The organism is Roseimicrobium sp. ORNL1, assembly GCF_011044495.1.
Classification (GTDB): domain Bacteria; phylum Verrucomicrobiota; class Verrucomicrobiia; order Verrucomicrobiales; family Verrucomicrobiaceae; genus Roseimicrobium.
Map to the genome: position 1 here is coordinate 4,802,559 of NZ_CP049143.1, position 19,742 is coordinate 4,822,300.

Sequence of the window (19,742 nt, forward strand, 5' to 3'; positions counted from 1 at the left end):
AGGAGGCCCGGACTCTGATATACGCGGGAGCCGGGCAATTCTCACGCTATTCAACAATCATCACACCCTTCATCACTAAATAGTGCCCCGGGAAGGAGCAGATGTAGGGGTAGCGCCCCGGAGCATGGGGCGCATGGAAGCGGAGCGTCTGGGCCTCCCCCTGCTTCAGCATCTGGCTGGCCTGGATGATCTTGTCCGACTTCGGCGTGAAGTTCATGCTGGCCAGCGCCTCGGGCTGCTTCGCCATCTCGATGGCCGCAAGGCCCACTTCATCCTCCGCGCCTGGCTGCAGGATGAGCAGGTTGTGCGGCGTGGCATCCGTGTTGTCGAATACCAGCTTCACCGGCGCGCCCGCCTTCACGGTGAATTCCGTGGTGGTGAAAAGCATGCGCTCCGCCACGGTGCCGATGTTCACCACGGTGGGATTCAGCTTGTCGAAGGGGTCCGGTTTTTCCTTGGTGCGCTTCTTCTTCGGCTCGCTGTCGGTGTAGAACTTTTTGAGGTCCGCGCGAGCGGCGAACTTGGCATCGGCACTCCACACCGGTTTCAGGGCATCGAGCGCCGTGCGTAGCGCATAGGTGGTGTAGCTGTCCATGGGGTGCTTGAGGAGATCGAGTGCTATTTTCGCATAACTCACATGAGGCATGTAGCTGGCAGTGATGGCCGCCTCCAGACGGACGAGACCACTGGCATCATTGCAAGCAGCCTTCAGCAGGTCATCTGAATCAAGCGTCAAACCCAACGTCCACCGCAGCTGCCTGACTGCTGCAGCCCGCGCTTGTGGATTCTTGGAGTGACTCAGTTTCTTCAGGAGTGTCAGTCTGAGATCGTCTTTGAATTTCGGGGCGGGAAGCATGACCACACCTGAGTCAGGATCCATTTTTGCATCGCCCGGCTTCTGTTTCTCGGTCCAATCCAAAGCTTGGTAGACCCACATGGCCTCCAGTTGGTGATGTTCCACATTTGCATCTTTCGGATCAAGATGCTTCACCCAGCTCTCCAGGGCCGGTTTCACCTCGGCGGCATCCCTCGTGCGCAGTTCCATCTTCGCCATGTACCGCGTGCGATACTCATACGCCTTCAACAGGTCCAGCAGCCTCTCGATGGGTTCCCCCGCAATCTTCGGTGCCTCATCCAGCGGACGTCCCTTCGCCGTGACGCGCCAGATGCGGCCAGCCGTCTTGTCCCGTCGTGTATCACGCAGTGAGTACTGCATGTGTCCTTTCACGGGATTGAACCAGTCGCAGATGTACAAGTCACCACGCGGGCCGAAGCGCACATCCACAGGAATGAAGGAGAGATTTGTGCTCTGCCACAGGTGGCCGATGAGCTTCTCCTCGAAGTGCGTGTCATGCTCCACCCACTGGTGCAGTTCCACCACATTCGTGGGCTTGTAGCGCACGCGGACAAAGCAGCCCTGCAGCTCCTCCGGGAAGTGCTTTGTATAGATGAACTCCTGCCCGCACGTGCCGCTGTATGCAGGGAAATAATCACCCGCCGGCACATGCTGCTCTGGGTAGGGACGGTTCAACGCATGCACGGCACTGGCGAACACGGGGTGGCTGCCGAGGTGCCAGCCCCATTTGTCAAAAGTCAGGCCCCACGGATTCGTGCTCATGTAGCTGCCGAAGGCGGTGAGCTTCTGCGTGCGTGGATTGAAGCGGAAGAAGGAACTGTCCCGCGCGCGCACCGGGCCGTAGGGCGTCTCCACACTGCTGTGGTGGAAGATGCTCTCGCGGAAGATGAGGTCACCATCCGGCGTCCACGTGAAGTCGTGCAGCGCATGGTGCGAGTCCTCCGTGCCGAATCCCGTGAGCACGATGCTGCGCGAGTCCATCTTGTCGTCGCCATCCTCGTCATGCAGGAAGGTGAGGTGCGGCTGCTCGCTGCAGTACAGCCCGCCCTTCGCGAACTCGAAGGAGAGTGGCACGTTCAGCCCCTCGGCGAAGACCTTGCACGTGTCCGCCTTGCCGTCGTGATTCGTGTCCTCCAGGATCACAATCTTGTCATTCGGTTCCTGCCCCGGCGTCACCTGCGGATACGTCGTGGAGCAGGAAACCCAGAGGCGGCCCTTCGTATCCCAGCGCATCTGGATGGGCTTGGCGAGATCCGGAAACTGTTCTTCCGACGCGAAGAGATTTACCTCGAAGCGCGGGTCCACACGGAAGGCATCCTGCTCGCCCGCGGGCGTGGCCCATTCATTGATGGGGCGGTCGCCGGTAATCTTCGGCAGAGGGGTCGTCTTGCTGTCATCCACGACATCCGGCACTGCTTTGCCCTGCGCAATGTCCCACGCGCGGCGCTCGCGGTTTACGGTCATCTCCTCCAGCTTCTGCAGTTCCCCGGGGAAATTCGCCACGCCATACGGCTCCTTCCTTCCACCGGTGATGTAAAAGAGATTCAGCGGGCGGTATTTCCGCATGAACTGGCGGTTCTTGTCCTCGAGGGCTTCCTTGAGCTTCACCGGAACCTCCTTGGGTGTCTCACTGAAGAGTCCCTGGAAGAGAATCTCGCCGAACGGTCGATAGCCTGCATCGTTAAGGTGGATGCCGTTGTCGGTGGCGGGCGAGCCGGAAGCGGCGCGCTTCACGAACTCCTCATGCATGGGATGGAGGGCATCCACAAATCCCACGCCTTCCGCCTCGGCGACGGCTTTCATGGCACTCGTGTATTGCGACAGGTAATGACTGTTCGCCGACCGTACACCTTCCGGCAGCTGGGATGCTTTAATCTTCTCCTGTGGAATGGGCGACACCAGCACGATGACAGGCGCCGATTTCCCGTTGTACTGATGTGCCCGCAGCCCCGCAATGAAGATGCGCAGGTTGTGCTCGAAGTCGGCAAGTCCCACCGGGCCGCGGAAGGACTCGTTGAAGCCATACCCCGCGATGATGATGTCCGCCTTCGCCTCCGTGAGGTGCTGGTGCATGTCGCCGTAGTTCTCGGGTCGAGGCTGCACAGTGATCTCATCCCCCGGCCAGGCCAGTGTGCGGATAACCGGCTCTTCACTGGCAAACCGCTGCAGCACCATGCCCTCGAACCAAGCATGCTCCTGCATCCGCTCGATGAGGGCGTTTCCGATGAGGACAATGCGTGTACCCTTCTTCACCTCCAGCGGGAGTGGAGAAGCGGCGTGCAAGGCGGAGCAGGCAACGAGCAGGAAAGTGGTAAGAGAGCGGAGCATGGCGGAAACCCAGTGAACACTTCGAGCGATTGGGATGTTGCAGCAAAAGCCGAAGGCCCCGCATTCCCCTCTGCTGCTTTGTTGCTTTGCGTTAAAAAAATCCGCTCGCGAAGGGACTCGCGAGGTACGTTAATGCGCCCATCCTCCTCCCGCATGTCCACGAGTCCCGAAGAAGCCCTGGCAGAGCGTGAGCGCTTCCTGAAGCAGCTCTCGCCGGACACTGCGTTCTACCGGCTCTTCGACCATATGCCGGACGTCTCCTTCTTCGCGAAGGACCGCAGCTTCCGCTTCATCTGTGCCAGCCGCCGGTTCTACGAGCGGTTCGGTTTCTCCGCGGAATGGGAACTGCTTGGCAAAAACGATTTCGACATCTTCCCACCGCGCCTCGCGGAGAACTTCCGTCGCGATGACGAGCTCGTGATGGGTAGCGGCGAGCCGAAGCTGAACATCGTGGAGCTCTTCTTCACCCAGCAGGGCATCCCTGATTGGTTCGTGACCAACAAGCTTCCGCTGAAGGACCGCAAGGGAAAGGTCATCGGCGTGATGGGCACGGTGCAGAGCTATGAAGGGCGCAAGCAACTCCTGCAGCCCTACCTCCAGCTCGACCGCGCCGTGACCTACATCCGCGAGCACTTCCGCACCGGTGTGACCGTGGCGGAGCTGGCCGAGATTGTGCACCTCTCACCGCGACAGCTTCATCGCAAATTCGTGGAGACCTTCGGCAGCAGCCCGCAGTCCTTCATCATGAAGCTGCGCATCCAGGCCGCGTGCGAGGCCCTGCAGAAGGAAAGCAGTCAAATCGGCGAAGTCGCCCGCGAGATGGGCTTCTGCGACCAGAGTTCGTTCACGCAGCAGTTCCAGAAGCACGTGGGGCTCACGCCCATGCGGTACCAGCGGCAGTTCCGGCTGCGAGTTGGTTGATGGTCTATGGTTGATAGTTGATAGCCTGAGGGATGCTGGGTGTTGCGGGCTGCATTGGATTCAACACAGAGACGCGGAGACGCAGAGGAACTTCGGAGACTGAGAAATACATCAGGCTCGCAACCCTCAACTTTCATCTCTCAACTCACTCAGGCTATCAACTATCAACCATAGACTATCAACTCCGGCTCCACGTCCCAGGACTATTCCAGCCTATCAACCACCTTCATCTTCCCCCACATGATGACCCAGTGGCCGGGGAAGGTGCAGACGTATTCGTACTCGCCGGGCGCAGCAGGAGCGGTGAGCTGCAGGCGGGCTTTTTCGCCAGGCTCCAGCATCTTGCTATGGGCGTTGTCGAGAAGGGCAGGATGCTTCGGCACGTAGAGGAAGCCCTTGGCATCCGGCGTGGCGGGCATGGTCTGGGCAGCGGTGCCGACTTCGGCATGCGTGCCGCCACGGCAGAAGACGATGTTGTGCGGCATGATATCGTTGTTCTCGAAGATGACCTCGAAGGGCTTGCCAGCCTCCACGGTGATCTCGGGTGTATCATACCTCATCTGCTCGCGCACGGTGCGGATGACGAAGACACTCACACCGAGCTCGCGCAGGCTCTTGCGCAGGGCAGGGCCGGTCTCCGCAGGCAACAGGCTGCACAACTCCGTGCCGAAGCGTGAGACCTCCACATACCCCATCTCCGTGCGCTGGTTGGCAGGCACACTCTTGGCATAGTCGAGGATGTTCTCCACCAGTGGCTGAGCCAGACTCTTGTCCCACGCAGTGCGGGGAATCTGCATGGCAGCCTGGGCCACCTGCTCGCGGTATTCGCCCTTCAGCATGACCTTGGCGAGGATGCCAAAGTTTTGCAGGCCAAAGTCCGCTCCCGTGAGCGGCAGCGCGGCGATGGCGGCCTTGCGCACGAGGGGTGGCAGATTAGCACCTCCAGCCGCATCCGCCGCGAAGTCCTGATACTTCGCACGCAGCGCCGGGTCCGGAATGATGACGATGCTCTCCAGCAACACGGAGATGGTCTCGTGATTGTCCTGGCGCTCCTTCGCGAACTTCGCCGGGTCAGCAGTCATCGTAATGAAAGCCGCCATGCCGGCCACACGTGCGCTGCGCACGCCGTGGTCCTTCGTTGCGAGACGGGCAATCTGCGCCTCGGCCGTCTTCAATGCCTGCGGGGAGCTGGAGGCAAGGAGCTTGCCGAGCTCTGCGGAGACAACCGTGTTCACCTGTTGGTCATCGAACCGCATGATGGCGGACACAAGCTCCACCTCGCGGGTGGTGCCGAGCAGCTTCGCAAGGTCCACCGCAGCAGCTTCACGCGTGGCGGCATCCAGCCCCTTGCGCTCAAGCTGCGCCTTCAGCACACCCTCCACACGGGGCGCGGCCTTGAGTTCATCATTCGTCATCTGGCCCAGCACATAGGTGAGCGCAGCGGGATTCGCCTTCACATCGATGGTGGATGGCGAAGGCTTCAGCGCACGCATGGTCTCACCCAGCGTGTAGGTGATGTAGTAATCCTGCGGCTGCTTCAGCACTTCGAGCGCCACATTCGCGGCCTTCGGGTCCTTGGAGAAGCTGCACGCACGCACGGCTTCGAGGCGCACGAGGGGATGCGGGTCATTCGCGGCTTTGGTGAGAAGGTCGAGCGCGTCCGGCACGCGATCCTGCCAATAGCAGAGCACGCGCACGGCAGCGGCGCGGGCTTTATGATGATTGCAGCTCAAGAGTTTGCGAAGCAGGTCGGCGTTCACCCGATTGTGCCACTGGCAAACCCAGAGAGCCTCGGTCACTGGATGTCTCAGGCCCATCTCCGTAGCGTCTTCAAGCTCCATAGGATAAGAGAGGCCACCAGGCGCCCAAGGCGTCCTCTCGCCGGTGATCCACCCCTGAACCCACTTGTCCAGAGCCTTCATCACCTCATCCGTGGGCCGCGTGCTCAGCTCCTTCTTTACCAACTCGCGAGTGCGTTGCTCATATTCGCCCAGAAGTTCGACAAGCTTCTCCACTGGCTCACCCGCAATTTTAACCGGCTTCACCAGCGGCTTCTCGGCATTCCAGATGCGCCAGATGCGGCCATGCTTGTGGTCGCGAAGCGGGTCACGAATGCTGTACTGCATGTGGCCGATGAGCGCCTCCGCCCAGTCCACGATGTAGAGCGAGCCATCCGGCGCGAACTCCATGTCCACGGGGCGGAAGTTCGGGTCGCTGTTCAGCATGAGCGGTTCGATTTCCGTGGCCTCATAGCCCGAGTCGACCGCCTTCACGGTGTGGTTCAGTGTGCCCTGCACTCCGATGCAGTTGTTCAGCAGGAAGTTCCCCTGCATGTCATTCGGGAAGTTGCTGCTGCTCACAAACTCGCAACCGCTGGTGGGACGCACGCGCTTCTTCAAGAAGGTCTTCATGGAGGCGTGCTTCTCCGGATAGGGCAAGTAGCCGCTAAAGGCCGTGGCGAAGTAGTTCATGCCACCGCTCGCGTCCGCGATGAATGTCTGGCCCCATTGATCAAACGCGATGCCGTGCGGGTTCGCATAATTGTAGCTCACGAAGACGCTGAGCTTCTGCGTGCGCGGTTCATAGCGGTACGTGCCGGCATTCACACAACGCACGGGACCATAGGGCGTCTCCACCTGCGTGTGGTGGAAGGTGCCCTCCTGGAAGTAGAGGTCACCGCCGGGACCTTGGGTGAAGGCATTGATGACATGGTGACTGTCCGCGCTGTCGAAGCCACTGAGCATCACCTCACGGAAGTCCGCCTTGTCATCGCCATTCGTGTCCTTCAGGAAGGTGAGGTTGCGCTGGTCGCTGACGAGGATGCCGCCGTCGTAGAACTCGAAGGAGATGGGCAGGTGCAGCTTGTCGGCGAAGGTGGTGCAGTAGTTCGCCTTCCCATCACCATCACTGTCTTCCAGGATGATGATCTTGTCCTGAAACTCATCACCCGGTCTCCACTGCGGATAGCTGGGCATGGTGCAGACCCAGAGACGCCCTTTCGTATCAAAGGCCATCGCGGTGGCATTGGCGAGTTCAGGAAAGTCTTCCTCACTGGCAAAGCACTCCACCTTGAAGCCCTTGGCCAAGGTGAACTTTTTCATCGTCTCCGCCACGGTGGGAATCTCCGCGCTGCTGCCTTCGGCGGTCTTGCTGGTCTGTCCCGTGTTCGCGCCCGCGTCCTTCTTGATGCCTGCGCCGAACCATGTTTTCACATCGAGGAAGGGAGGCACATTGCTGTCATCGGCCTTCTCGGAGACCTTCTCGCCCTGCGCGAGTTTCCAGATGCGCGCGTCTCGATTGGCCACCATGACATCGAGCACTTCGCGCTCGCGCTGCATCACATCCGCGTTGGTCTGGTCGCCATCGGCAAACTTCAAACCGCTGCGGCCGCCATAGACATAGTAGCTATCCACGATGCGGTAGCGGTTGTACCAGTGGAAGTTCTTGGATTCGACTTCGGCATGGAGAGCATCGCTTTGCTCCTTTGCCAGGAATGCGACATCAGCTCCCGCGCCGCGGATGGTCGCCTCTTGCCCTCCCCGCTCAAGCACAATCCAGCTCTCACTCGGAGCATTACCTGCATGGAAGCGAACGACCTTGCCATATCCGTCCCCCGCGGCGGTAGGGAACTTGATTTGTTGTGCAGTTTGCGAGTGCGCGATGACTGCATTCACCTTCCCTTCCACCACGGAAAGCGCGGTCAGTTGATAGCCTTGAGCCCACTCCGGCAGGAGACCCGGACTGTCGCCAAAGAGTGCGGCGTACAAGTGCCGCGCCACCCACGCATCTCCTTGTCGATTGAGATGAACACCATTGATGGTGAAAACGCTTTTGAGATTCGGGAACGGCTTGAGGATGTCTGCAAACACCACTTCATTCTTTTCGGCAACCTCCTGCATCGCCTTGGTATACAGGGCCAGGCGGGCATTCAGTTCCTTGCCCTCAGCTACCGTCAGCACGTTCGGATGCTCACCTACCTCCGCCGCAATTGGTGACACCAGCGCGATGCGCGGCGCGCCCTTGCCATTGTAGCTCTGCGCCTTGGTGTGCTTGATCCACTCTTCGAGGTCCGCCTTGAATTTCTCCAAGCCCGCTTCACCGGCGAAGGATTCGTTGAAGCCGAAGAACGCAATGACCACATCCGCCTTGCTGAAGGTGAGATGCTCATCCGGCGTGCCGAAGCCCTCAGCACGTGGGCGCAGGGCCACTTCATCGGCGGACCAGGAGAGGTTGCGCACCACGAGGTTGTGCTTGGGGAAGCGCTGGTAGAGCAGGGTCTCGAAATGGTTGTGCCCCGCGAACTGCATGCGCTCGGCGAGGGTATTCCCGATGAGGCAGATGTGGTCGCCCTCGCGGATTTCGAGCGGCGCTGCATCGAGGTGGATGCCTGCACAACACAGGAGCGCGGGAAGCAGAAGGGTCAGAAGACGGGCGCGGAATCGTTTCATGGGTGAAGGAAGCTGCTTAATCACACCTAGCGGGAAAATTGGGACAGGACAAGGGGCACTGGCTCAAAGGGAAGGTGAAACGCAAAGCAGCAAAAGCAGCAAAGGGGTTAATGGTTAGGAGTTAGAGGTTAGGGGAGCTTCCTCTGATGCCGCGCTCTTCACCAACCCTTAACTCACAACATCTAACTCATTACCTTTGCTGCTTTCGCTGCTTTGCGTTTCAACCCAGCTGCCCTGCCACCACACAAATCTCATCACGATTCCCCGGCAGGTGCGTGGCGCGCACGGGGCCGGGAGCGAAGTCGCGAATGGCGGTGAGGTTTTCCTTGAGACCGGCGAAGACGGCGCGGTCGTTGATTTTCAGGGTGAGGATGAGGAGGCTGGCGTGGACCTGGTCCTGCATCTTTCTCACGAGGCGAATCATCACGGCGGGAGCGAGATTCAGGTCGGAGATGAGGACGTCGGCCTGCGGCGGGAGGAACTCGGGTGCCACCTCACCGGCGGGCATCTGAAGATGCTTGAAGGGAATGCCTCCTTGCGGAGTGCGGAAGTTCAGCACCCGCGGGTCCATGGCTCCGGGGTCGATGCCCATGACGCGCATGCCACGCTGCAGGAGCGCATAGCTCGCGCCACCGGGGGCGCTGCCGAGTTCCACGGCGATTTTGCCTCGCAGGGGATGCGTGCCTTTCGTTTCCAGCCCGGCGAAGGCCAATGCCTGCACCAGCTTCAGCCAGGCGCGTGAGGGAGACTCGATGGGAATGACGGCGCGCGGGATGCCGCCGGGCGAGGGATTCGAGTGAGCACCGTGCCGATGCCATCCGGCGAAGAACGGCGCGGTGAGATCATCTTCCACGATGACATCCAGCACGGTATCGCCCAACACCGTTTCGGCATCATCATCCATGGCAACGCCGGCATCGCGCAGGGATTTGAGCAAGCGGGTGCGGAAGGCATCAATGCGGGACCACTCGTCCGTGGGCAGGCCATCTTCCGGAAATTCGCGAGGGTAGACGTGCAGCTTCAGTGTGTGGGTTTTCAGTTCACCCAGTTTGCTCGCGAGGTCCGCAGCATCCTTGCAGGTGCCGATGGAGTGGCCACTCATGCGGGCGAAGATGCCGGGCAGCACGAAGTCTGCAGTGGGCGGGACTTCGCACTTCCACGTGATGAGGCCCGGGCGCATGAAGGCGGGACGCAGGCCCTCCGGTACGGACTTCGCCTCGTCCTTCAGCGCTTTCTCCCAGCCTTGTTTGCAGGTGGCGAAGACGAAGGGAGCCCTGGCGGCAGGAGCGGTGTTATCGATGTTTGATGCAGTAGAAGACATTCCGCTTATGCAGATTTCGAGTGATGAGTGGGTCGTTTGATTTTATCGGCTGCCATCCGGAAACGGGGGCAGGAATGCCCCCGATCCTTGAGTGACGGCGCCTCGCGCACCCAAGCTGGTCCATCTAACTTCAGGGTCAAACGCCCTTGGTCTTTGCGGCGGTAGCGTTGGCGGTGGCACCCACCTTGGCCCACTCTTCACGAAGCACGGGTTCGAGGATGGCCTTCCACTCGGCGTAGCCTTTTTCATTCAGGTGCAGTTTGTCCTCCCGGTAGACTTCTTTGGTGCGGGGCTTGCCGTCCTTGTCCAGCAGGTGGGAGGCAGACTCGACCCAGTGGGACCACTCGTGTTCCTGGCACCAGGCTTCGAGCTTCTTGTTCAGCGCGGTGACCTTGTCCATCTGGTCGATGCGCTTTTCGGAATACTTCACTGCGTTCACAATCACGCGGGTGTTCGGCAGCTTTTCGTGGATGAGGTCGAGCACCTTGGTGTAGTCGGCGAAGGCTTCGTCCAGGGTGAGCTTGGCATTGATGTCATTGCTGCCGGTGTAGAGCACGATGACCTTCGGCTGGTAGCGAGCGATGACGCGGTCGAAATAGACAAGAAGGTCATTCGCCACAGAGCCGCCGAAGCCGCGGTTGATCACGGGGAGGTCGGGGAAGTCGCTCTTTAGATTCTTCCACAGGCGCACGCTGGAGCTGCCGGTGAAGACAATGCCGCCACGCGGCGGTGGGGTGCTGGAGGATTCCTCCGCATCGAACACGGCGATTTCCTTCGCGAACTTCGCCGAGTCCGGGCGCTTCGTGCCGGAGGAGGTGGTGGCAGTGGCAGGCTTGGGAGTTTCAGCGAGAACGGAGGAACCTGCGCCGAAGGAGACCAGCAGCGCGGAAAGAAGGATGGTTTGCCAGGAGCGAGAGAGATGCATGACGACGGATGCTAATAGGATGGGTGGATTGTGGCAATGAAATCGAGGAGGCTTTGCGGACCGCTAATGGGCGCTGATGCTCGCTAATAAGTGAGTGGCGCCAGGTGATGCGATGTGGGGTGTGGTGGAACGGTTTCTGGAACCACTAATGGACACTAATTTTCACTAATGTTTGGGCGAGGGGGCGGTTTGATGGGCCGGGGTGATGGTCTCGTGAATGAACTACTGACCGGAGGAGTGGAGAAATCACTGGCGGCTGGCCGTGAGAACGCCGATGCCCTTGCTGCGTATGCATTCCCTCTATCACCGCCTTGCCCTTGGTCTCATCATCACGGCGGGCATCATCAACCTCGCGGGCGCTTTCTTTTCCACGGAAGCGTTTCTGCCGACGGGCATCCGAATTGGCCAGTTGTTGTTGGGATGCGCGTTGTGGGGACTGATCGTCTGGAAGGTGGCGACCAGCCCAAGAAAGGCAGGCCTGGTGGGAGGCATCTTCTTCACCTGCATGTTCATCTTCCAGACGTACCTCTTCTACTCAGCAGCGACGAGTCCGGCGGTCCAGCGTCTGCCCGGGGCGGACTACAGCGTGTGGCGCTATTTGTATGGTCGGGTGCCGCTGGCTCTGGCGGCGGTGAGTTGCTTCTGGTTGAGGAGACTGGCCCGGAAGTAGTGTCACATCGCCCTCACGCCACTGAGATGAAGAGAAAACAACTGCTCATTGATCACGGCCGGATGTACCTCTTGTCGCAAGACGAAGCTGGGCAACTGTTCCTCGAAGTAATGGTCGGAGGGTTGGGCATGATGAACTACGTCATTCCCCTGACAGAGGAAGAAGTGGCGAAGTATCGGGCCAATGGCAAAGAGGAACTAGACTTGATTGCCCTCAAGGTCTGCAAAGACTGGGGAGACTATCGATCACGCAGGGTGAAGTGAGTTGGGCCTCTTCGGGCAGGCAGGAAAACCCGCCCGCCGCCGCTGCAGGGCGCCTCAGCCAAGGTGAGGGTACGGGTTGTCCAGCGTCGCATGAGCGAACGGGCTATCTGCCGCCCTGCGCATGGCCAGGGCTACATCGAAATCGGCGCCCATCAACGGGAGCAGGATTTCCGGCGAATCATGCTCCTCAGCCGACTCGCAGTTCACTGTGCCGCCACAAAACGTGGCAAGGTAATATGCCATCCGGGCTGCCAGATACTGGTGTCTCGACTCGACGCATAGAACGAGAGGCGACTCCTGATACGGACTCACATCCACAATCTCGTCTAAGCATTCACGGTTTTGGACGTAAAGGTCCGTCCAAGTACGAGATGCTGGATGATGAGCATTGCCGTCTGTATCCACATTCTGCCCATCTTTCCATAGGAAGGCGATGACCGTTGAGACGTTCGGTCGCTCACCCGGGGCTGTGATGTAGATGGTAGGCACAGCGCGAAGTTGAACCAAGGGCCAGTCAGTTCAACAGCAGAGCGCTGACGGACGGGTAAGAAAACCCGCCGGACGCTGTCCGGTCAGGAGACCCGACTTCCCCATGTGCGTCAGGATAAGGGAGGGGGGACCGTAGCCGCATCCAACAGGGATCACGGTCTGTTTTCATCTGGCAGGTAGAAGGCACGCTTTGTGTCGTGGAGTGCGTGTGGCAGGCGTTCGCGCGACACCGCTTTTCATCGTTTACTCGGAGAGGATGAGGGTCATGGAGCGCGGTTGTGACCGTTATTGGTCAGACCGGAGGTCTAACATCCACTGTCAGGCGAGGACGCCTAACCTCCTTCCCTCTCCCCCACCCTCTCAAATTCCTTTCGCAGCGCTGAAATTCTTCTTGCAAATACCCCATTCGATGGCTTTTTCCCGGCTCCACAAAACGGAAACCTGACCGCCAGGTTGGCGGAATTCAAACCATCTAATGAGCCAAGCCGCAACCACCGATACGAAGCCCTTCCAGATCCATGAGAAGGACACCGGAAGTGCAGACGTGCAGATCGTGCGCCTGACTGACCGCATCAACCATCTCACCGAGCACCTCGGCACGCACTCCAAGGATCATGCGTCCCGTCGCGGTCTCCTCATGATGGTCGCGCGCCGCCGTAAACTGCTCGACTACCTCAAGCGTACCGAGGAGCCGCGCTACACCTCTATCCTCAAGGCGCTCAAGCTGCGCCGCTAAACTTTGCCGAAAGGCGGAACTTTCACCGGTTCCGCCTTTTTTGCTTTGTGAGGATCGATGTCCGGCGGGCAGTTCCCTGCCCAGGCAGCATCGCATTTCCGCCTGCTGTCCCCCTCGCCCGGACGCCCGTATTGACTTGATCTCAAGACAACGCGGAACCCCTCGGTGCAGGCCTATCATGCCTGCCCGTACCCCCACGCCTCTGGCACCCGGCACTCGTCCAGCCAAACCCCACTCAGTGAGTTCATACGACCCGCTCGCGCACGTACACGCGTGAGCCCCCATGGACCGCCGGAGGCACCACCCGAGCAAGACAGACAACACAGAACATCAGAAAGTAATTTCCCTATGGCAATCCATAACATCACCGCAAGCCTTCCCGGCGGCGACATCTTTATCGAAACCGGCAAGCTGGCCAAGCTCGCTGACGGCGCCGTGACCGTGCGCCTCGGAGACACCATCGTCATCGTCACCGCCGTGTCCGCCACGAAGGTGAAGGAAGGCCAGGACTTCTTCCCCCTCTCCGTCGAGTACAAGGAAAAGGCCGCAGCCGCCGGCAAGTTCCCTGGTGGCTACTTCAAGCGTGAAGGCCGCCCCACGGAAAAGGAAATCCTCACCTGCCGCATGACGGACCGCCCGCTGCGCCCGCTCTTCCCGAAGGGCTACTACTTCGACACCCAGGTCGTCGCTCTTCTTCTGAGCGCGGATGGTGAAAACGACTCCGACATCCTCGCGATCAACGGCGCCTCCGCCGCGCTGTGCGTGTCTGACATTCCCTTCGCCGGCCCCGTGGGCGCCGTGCGTGTGGGCCGCGTGAATGGCCAGTTCGTGGTGAACCCCACGCACGCCCTCCGCGCCAAGAGCGACCTCGACCTCGTGTACGTGGGCAACAAGACCGACGTCATCATGATCGAAGGCGCCGCCCAGGAGCTGCCTGAGGCCGACTTCATCGCCGCCCTCGCCTTCGCGCAGGAGCAGGTGCAGGTGCTCGTGGCTGCGCAGGAGCAGCTCGCTGCCCTCGCCGGAAAAGAGAAGCGCCAGGTGAACCTCATGCTGGTGAAGGATGAGCTTCTGGAAATCGCCTACGAAGTGGCCGGCAGCCGCATCGAAGGCGCGCTCTACCGCCCCAGCAAAATCGAACGCAGCAAGGCCGTCGGCGCCCTGCGTGACGAAGTGGAAGCCGCCATCAAGGCGAAGTATCCCGAAGCCGGTGCTTTCGAAATCAGCCAGGCCTTCGACTACCTGCAGAAGAAAGCCTTCCGCATCTCCATCCTGGACAAGCAGTCCCGCTGCGACGGCCGCGCGATCGACCAGCTGCGCAACATCAGCGGCGAAGTGGGTCTCATCCCCCGCTCGCACGGTTCCGCCCTCTTCGCCCGTGGCGAAACGCAGGCGCTGGCTCTGGCCACGCTCGCTCCCCTCGACGAAGCCCAGGAGCTCGACACCTATGCTGGTGGCGAAGACACGAAGCGCTTCATCCTGCACTACAACTTCCCTCCCTTCAGCGTGGGTGAAACCGGTCGCTTCGGTGGCCAGAACCGTCGTGAAATCGGTCACGGCGCCCTCGCCGAGCGCTCCGTGGAGCCGGTTGTTCCTTCTCCCGAAGACTTCCCCTACGCCGTGCGCGTGTCCAGCGAAGTGATGGAATCGAATGGTTCCACCTCCATGGCCTCCGTTTGCTCCGGCGTCATGGCCCTGCTCGACGCCGGTGTGCCGCTCAAGCGCCCCGTCGCTGGCATCAGCGTGGGTCTCGTGAGCGAGTTCGACGCGAATGACAAGATGTCCCGCTACCTCACGATGCTCGACATCTTGGGCAGCGAAGACCACTTCGGCGACATGGACTTCAAGCTTTGCGGCACCGACCTCGGCGTCACCGGCTTCCAGCTCGACCTCAAGCTTCCCGGCATCCCGCTCAGCATCCTGAACGAAGCCATCGCGAAGGCGAAGGTCGGCCGCACGGACATCCTCGCCATCATGAACCAGGCGATCAGCGAAGTGAAGCCGCTCAGCAGCTTCGCTCCCCGTATCGAGAAGACGAAGATCAACCCCGACAAGATCGGTGAGCTCATCGGACCTGGCGGCAAGAACATCAAGGCCATCCAGGCCGAGTCCGGTGCTGACATCAGCATCAACGACGACGGCACCGTGCTCATCTACGCCTCCTCCAAGGAAGCGCTCGAGCGCGCGCTGGAACTCGTCAACAACACCGTGGGCGAAGTCGAAGTGGGCCGTGTGTACACGGGCCGCATCGTCAGCACCACGAACTTCGGCGCCTTCATGTCACTTGGTGGCAAGAAGGACGGCCTCATCCACATCTCCGAACTCGCCGACCACCGCGTCGAGCGCGTGGAAGACGTGGTGCGCACCGGTGACACCGTCACCGCGAAGTGCATCGGCGTGGATGACAAGGGCCGCGTGAAGATGAGCCGCAAGGCCGTGCTGAAGGACAAGGACGCCGCGGCGAAAGCCGAGGCAGGCGCCGCCTAGTCGAGCATTTTAGTTCCACCGTTACCATTTGGAAGAAGCAGGCAGCGATGCCTGCTTCTTTTGTTTGGCATTCAGACAGGAGGTTAGGCGTCCCGCCTGACAGCGGATGTTAGACCTCCGGTCTGACCAAAGTCAAAAGGAGCATGCACCGCAGACATCGCTCTTTGCGGTATGCCTCCGAAATGCTATGCACCACTGGTCATGTAATGAAACGGACCAATAGAGCGAATGGTCAGACCGGAGGTCTAACCCCCACTGTCAGGCGGGGACGCCTAACCTCCTTCGCAATCACCTCCCCGGTTCCCGGAAGCCCCACCCGAGCCTCGCCCACTCCGGATTTTCCCATCGGTGCCACTGGTCCTTTGCCAGGCCTGCTTTGGCGGGATTGTTGCCAATGTACTGCACCACACGCGCCAGATGCCGGGCATCACGTACGATGGTGTCATAACTCTCTTGAATCCACACGTTGCCCTGCATGGACAGCAGCTTGTTGATTTCATGCGAGGAGAATCCTTTCCAGGACTGCATCACGACCTCCATCTCGTGACCAAGAAGAGGACGGAACGCCGCATGCACGTGATTCGGCATCACACAACAGGCACCCAAATCGTACCGTTTGCCATGAAAGTGCAGCAGAGCGTTGAGCATCATCGTGGCGATGTCCCGGCGAGCCAGCCAGCAGTTCCCGTGGCCAGCGTCGAGCCACGATTCCACTTTGCGCATGACCTCTCGCCGGCGTTCCTCATAGTCCTCCGGTGAGTTGGTCTCCGCCTGCGCAAGCTGACTTGTAAGAACACGCAACTCCCTGAGCTTTTCTTGAGGAAGGGAGTCTCCGAGATGGAAGGTAACGAAGTAGGTCGCACCATCCTGAGTCCAGTGAGGCAGATGCCGCCGGCTGCGTTTGACCGGGCGAGTCGGATCAAAAGGCTGAAAACCAGGGGGACCGGAGATAAATTCCACAGGATTGGGATCATCACGCGAAGGATATTTGTCAACGGAATGGACGAATGCGTTTCTGGTCAGACCGGAGGTCTAAGCCAGGAGGTTAGGCGTCCCGCCTGACAGCGGATGTTAGACCTCCGGTCTGACCAAAAGGTGAAAAGCACCCTGCGTCGCAGACATCGAGCTCTGCCGGACGCCACCAGGGCGCCATGCACCACTAGTCATGTCATGTCGTGCAGCGGAATAGACGAATGCGTTACTGGTCAGACCGGAGGTCTAACATCCACTGTCAGGCGGGGACGCCTAACCTACTTAGCTGCATTTCGGGCAAACCTCTGCTTCCCCCTTCCCACACTCTCGCTAAGGTCACACTTCCGTTTTCCGCTCACGCCTCGCTTTCGCTTCCGCTTCCTTTCTCACCTGCTTGATGAAGAACCTCCTCGCCATTGCCGCCATCACCCTGCTCTGGGCGCTCCTGTATCTCACAGGGCTCGGGCGGCGGGAGATACGCGGGGAGGAGTGGCGCCGCACGCTGCCGGGGCGCACCATGCTGAACACGGGGAACTGGCTCGTGCCCTACTCCGGCGGCGAACCCTTTGTACGAAAGCCCCCGCTCATCAACTGGGTGAGCGCGGCGAGCTTCAAGCTCACGGGCGAGCAGAATGAGTGGTCCGCACGTCTGCCCAGCGTGCTCGCCATGCTGGGTGGCTCCCTGCTCATGTACGGCTTTGGAAGGCGGGCCATCGGCGGACGCGCGGCGTTCCTTGGCGTAGTATGCTTTCTCACCAGCATCGGGTGCATTGAGAAAGGGCGGCTCGCGGAGATTGAGGTGTACTACATCGCCTTCACCGGAGCGGCCTTCATGGCATGGCTCGCGGGATTCCTGGGCAAGGCAAACCGCTGGCTCACGTGGCTGGTCGCGGGCGTGCTGCTGGGACTCGCGCTGCTGGCGAAGGGACCGGCGCATTTCCTGTTCTTCTACCTGCTGCTGGCCGGCGTATGCTGGCAGACGAAGCGCTGGCGGGAGCTCTTCTCCCTGCCGCATCTGCTCGGACTCGCGGTGTGCTTTGGCATCGCGCTCATCTGGGCCATCCCCTTCATCCAGGAGTACAACAAGCTGCTGCAGGTTCTGCACGAGCGCGCCGTGGCAGATGCGCAACTCAAGGGACTGCCCGTGCCGGACATGCCGCTCAATGCGATGGATGCCTGGAGCCATGAAGTGACCAGCCGTGTCACCGGTGAAGAGAAGAGCTCCGTGAGTGACTGGCTCGTGCGCGGGCCGCGGGCGCTGGTGATGTTCCTCCCGTGGATACTCTTCCTGCCACTCGCCTTCCGGAGACAAACGGTGACCGGCGCGCGTGAGACGGAGGACTGCACGCAGGTCTTCCGTGGCATCTTGTACGGGGCCATCGCGGGCTTCGCGGTGATGGTACTGCTGCCCAGCTCCAGCCCCCGCTATGTCGCGCCGCTGCTGGGACCGGTGGCCATGCTTTTGGGCTGGATGCTCTCCGCGGGATTTGCCGAGGGACAACGCCTCGCCTTCGGCATCTGGAAGCACGTCATGCTCGCCGTGGCCGTGGTGTCACTGCTCGGGCTCGCGGGTCTGGTGCTCTTCTCCCAGCAGGACCTCTCGCTCCCCGTGGGACAATCCGCGCTGTGGGTGGTGGCCTTCGCGGCATGCGGAGCCGCGTGTGCATGGATGCTGAAGCATGCCACCATGCTGGCGGAGAAGTTTGCCGCGTGGGCCTGCCTCGGTCTCGCTGCGGCCATTGGGTTCTACGGTGCGCTCACGGGTGTGTATGTGCACACGGACCATCTCATCAAGCCCGTGGCGGATGCCATCAACAAGGCCATGGAGCCAAAGGATGGCCCACTGCTGCTGCTGCACCTCGCGCAAATCCCCTACCCCTTCTACCTTCCCGAGGACACGTTTGAGATCTACGACATCAACACCATTCCCGACAGTGGCATCAAGTGGATGCTGACCACGCCGCAGATCTACAAGGACTGGTCCGTCTATTTCGAGCGCCGCTATGGCAAAAGCGAAGTCCGCGGCAACTTCACCGGCGAGTGGGGCGAGGCACGGAGCGAGAAGGAGTTTGTGCTCATCCGCTTCGGGGGGAAGTGAGGGGAGTTGATGGCCTATGGTTGATAGTTGATAGCCTGAGGGGTGCAGGGCACACGATGGCCTCCGCGCATTTGCTCATGGTGTGAAAGAGCAAGTCAGGCTCCCTTTGTTGTCGTGAGCGCCAGTGCCACATCCCCCTTGCTCGTTCAGGCTATCAACTATCAACCATAGACCATCAACCCGCCTCCCCCTGCTTCACCGATGCCCCAATCAGACACCTCCCTGATGGCGGTCTTTCTCCATCCAGTGGATACTTGCGGCCGCAACCTGGCAATGGGAGTTGGCAGGTTGCGTTCCCCAATACACCGCCCGCCGGTCGTTTCGAGTGTGTGGCGACCGGCGGGCTGGTTGGGGGGAGGCAAAGCACTGGGTATTGCCCAGGCTTGCAGCAGTGCCATCCATCTGCTATGGTCCGGCCGCGCGATTTCCCATTGACGTGCATCATGCACGCAAGCACTTGAGGCTGCCCCTGTAAGCCGGTTAGCTTCGCTTCATTCCCTTCCTTCGCTTCTGTTTCTTCCTCAAAGACGATCACGATGCCCATGGATCTGACAAGTGGCCAATGGCTGGACGCAGTGGAACAGAAGCTGGCGTACCTCCGCACGGAGAGCAACCGCACAGCGCAGCAGTCCGTCGCGCTCCGGGAGGAGCTTGCGGAAAACAAGCTGCAGAGGTGGCTGCAGAAACTCACTGAGCTGCAGGGGAATACCAGCCGCGACCTCGCGCTGGCCTGGGCACTGGAGGCGGCGACATCCGTCCTTTCGGCGGACTTCGGCAACATCCAGCGTATGCACCCCAGCGGTGAGGGCCTCGTGCTGGAGGCGCAGCGGGGATTCGGCAGCTCGTTCCTGAAGTTCTTCGAATACGCAAATGACCGTCACTCCGCCTGCGGTCTGGCCATGCAGGAGCATCGCCCCGTGGTGGTGGAAGATGTGGAATGCAGCCCCATCTTTGAAAACACACAGGCCTTGGAGGAACTGCAGAAAGCCAGCGTCCGCGCCGTGCGGTCCATGCCGCTGGTGGATGGCAAGGGCCAGCTCGTCGGCATGATGTCCGTGCACTACCGCACCCCCCGACTGCACTCGGAGGCGGAACTCAGGCGCATGAAACTCCTCGCGAATGCGGTGGCGAGGCTGATGAAGTAAAACGAGGGCGAGTTAAAAAAAGGTCCTCTAACGGGACGAACCTGCCCAGCGTGTTGCGGAAGGCCCAAGGAGGTTAGGCGTCC

At 60.5% G+C, this 19,742-nt stretch carries 12 protein-coding genes; 7 read left to right on the top strand and 5 right to left on the bottom strand.

Annotated elements, in window-relative coordinates; all coding sequences use genetic code 11:
- Positions 1-46: 46 nt before the first annotated feature.
- Positions 47-3,184: a PVC-type heme-binding CxxCH protein gene (locus tag G5S37_RS19525; RefSeq protein WP_165206124.1), complete on the bottom strand. Its 3,138-nt coding sequence runs from the start codon at positions 3,182-3,184 to the stop codon at positions 47-49.
- Positions 3,185-3,337: 153 nt separating this feature from the next.
- Between G5S37_RS19525 and G5S37_RS19530 the strand changes: the two genes are divergently transcribed.
- Positions 3,338-4,105, top strand: coding sequence for an AraC family transcriptional regulator (locus G5S37_RS19530; RefSeq protein ID WP_240914681.1), 768 nt, complete (start codon positions 3,338-3,340; stop codon positions 4,103-4,105).
- A 203-nt stretch (positions 4,106-4,308) separates the two neighbouring features.
- Here G5S37_RS19530 and G5S37_RS19535 read toward each other — a convergent pair whose 3' ends face one another.
- The 3 genes from G5S37_RS19535 to G5S37_RS19545 all read right to left on the bottom strand — a co-directional run bounded on the left by G5S37_RS19535 (position 4,309) and on the right by G5S37_RS19545 (position 10,799).
- A complete protein-coding gene (locus tag G5S37_RS19535) occupies positions 4,309-8,553 on the bottom strand; it encodes a PVC-type heme-binding CxxCH protein (protein ID WP_165206125.1) in 4,245 nt (1,414 codons plus the stop codon).
- A gap of 220 nt (positions 8,554-8,773) precedes the next feature.
- The gene (locus G5S37_RS19540) at positions 8,774-9,874 is read right to left on the bottom strand and encodes an SAM-dependent methyltransferase (protein WP_165206126.1); all 1,101 of its coding nucleotides are present in this window, start codon (positions 9,872-9,874) and stop codon (positions 8,774-8,776) included.
- Positions 9,875-10,010: 136 nt separating this feature from the next.
- A complete protein-coding gene (locus G5S37_RS19545; RefSeq protein WP_165206127.1) occupies positions 10,011-10,799 on the bottom strand; it encodes a GDSL-type esterase/lipase family protein in 789 nt (262 codons plus the stop codon).
- Positions 10,800-11,088: 289 nt separating this feature from the next.
- Here G5S37_RS19545 and G5S37_RS19550 point away from each other — a divergent pair, with 289 nt between their 5' ends.
- From G5S37_RS19550 to G5S37_RS19565, 4 genes are all read left to right on the top strand, one after another.
- A complete protein-coding gene (locus G5S37_RS19550) occupies positions 11,089-11,469 on the top strand; it encodes a hypothetical protein (RefSeq protein WP_206026064.1) in 381 nt (126 codons plus the stop codon).
- Positions 11,470-11,495: 26 nt separating this feature from the next.
- Positions 11,496-11,732: a hypothetical protein gene (locus G5S37_RS19555; protein ID WP_165206129.1), complete on the top strand. Its 237-nt coding sequence runs from the start codon at positions 11,496-11,498 to the stop codon at positions 11,730-11,732.
- Positions 11,733-12,696: 964 nt separating this feature from the next.
- The gene (gene rpsO, locus G5S37_RS19560) at positions 12,697-12,957 is read left to right on the top strand and encodes a 30S ribosomal protein S15 (protein ID WP_165206130.1); all 261 of its coding nucleotides are present in this window, start codon (positions 12,697-12,699) and stop codon (positions 12,955-12,957) included.
- A 348-nt stretch (positions 12,958-13,305) separates the two neighbouring features.
- A complete protein-coding gene (locus G5S37_RS19565; RefSeq protein ID WP_165206131.1) occupies positions 13,306-15,444 on the top strand; it encodes a polyribonucleotide nucleotidyltransferase in 2,139 nt (712 codons plus the stop codon).
- Positions 15,445-15,732: 288 nt separating this feature from the next.
- Here G5S37_RS19565 and G5S37_RS19570 read toward each other — a convergent pair whose 3' ends face one another.
- The gene (locus tag G5S37_RS19570; RefSeq protein ID WP_165206132.1) at positions 15,733-16,167 is read right to left on the bottom strand and encodes a transposase; all 435 of its coding nucleotides are present in this window, start codon (positions 16,165-16,167) and stop codon (positions 15,733-15,735) included.
- A gap of 646 nt (positions 16,168-16,813) precedes the next feature.
- Here G5S37_RS19570 and G5S37_RS19575 point away from each other — a divergent pair.
- A complete protein-coding gene (locus G5S37_RS19575; RefSeq protein WP_165206133.1) occupies positions 16,814-18,514 on the top strand; it encodes a glycosyltransferase family 39 protein in 1,701 nt (566 codons plus the stop codon).
- 542 nt (positions 18,515-19,056) lie between these two features.
- Positions 19,057-19,659, top strand: coding sequence for a GAF domain-containing protein (locus G5S37_RS19580; protein WP_165206134.1), 603 nt, complete (start codon positions 19,057-19,059; stop codon positions 19,657-19,659).
- The last annotated feature ends 83 nt before the right edge of the window (positions 19,660-19,742 follow it).